We start from the raw sequence: 593 nt of genomic DNA, 5'->3' as shown, positions 1-593 counted from the left end.
AGCCGCACCGAGCAGGCCGCCTCGAGCCTGCAGCAGACCGCCAGCTCCATGGAGCAGCTCACCGGCACCGTGCGCCAGTCGGCCGACTCCGCCCGCCAGGCCCAGCAGCTCGCCACCTCCGCCTCCGGCACTGCCCAGCGCGGCGGCGAGGTCGTCGCCCAGGTGGTCAGCAACATGGAGGAGATCACCGCGAGCTCGCGCAAGATCGCCGACATCATCGGCGTGATCGACGGCATCGCCTTCCAGACCATTCGCCGGCGAGGTGCGCAACCTCGCGCAGCGCAGCGCGCAGGCCGCCAAGGAGATCAAGTCGCTCATCGGCGGCTCGGTCGAGAAGATCGAGGGGGGCGCGCGCCTGGTCGACGAGGCCGGGCGCACGATGCACGAGATCGTCGGCTCGGTGCAGCGCGTGGCCGACATCATCGGCGAGATCAGCGCCGCCACGCAGGAGCAGTCCGGCGGTATCGGCCAGGTCAACCAGGCCGTGGGCCAGCTCGACCAGATGACGCAGCAGAACGCCGCGCTCGTCGAGCAGTCCGCCGCCGCCTCCGACAGCCTGCGCGAGCAGGCCCAGCGCCTCGCCTCGCTGATGG

1 protein-coding gene and 1 pseudogene are annotated in these 593 nt (G+C 71.7%); one reads left to right on the top strand and one right to left on the bottom strand.

What is annotated here, in order from left to right; genetic code table 11:
* On the bottom strand, positions 1-236 hold a 236-nt coding region (locus D3A59_RS26955; RefSeq protein ID WP_419187286.1), incomplete at its 3' end, for a hypothetical protein.
* Here D3A59_RS26955 and D3A59_RS25085 point away from each other — a divergent pair.
* A pseudogene (locus D3A59_RS25085) lies at positions 163-593 on the top strand (methyl-accepting chemotaxis protein); the annotation flags it as partial. The gene D3A59_RS26955 and the pseudogene D3A59_RS25085 sit on opposite strands and share 74 nt — an antisense overlap.

Origin of the sequence: Caldimonas tepidiphila, assembly GCF_003569765.1 — a bacterium.
Lineage (GTDB): Bacteria > Pseudomonadota > Gammaproteobacteria > Burkholderiales > Burkholderiaceae_C > Caldimonas > Caldimonas tepidiphila.
This window is presented reverse-complemented; position numbering and strand designations above follow the sequence as displayed.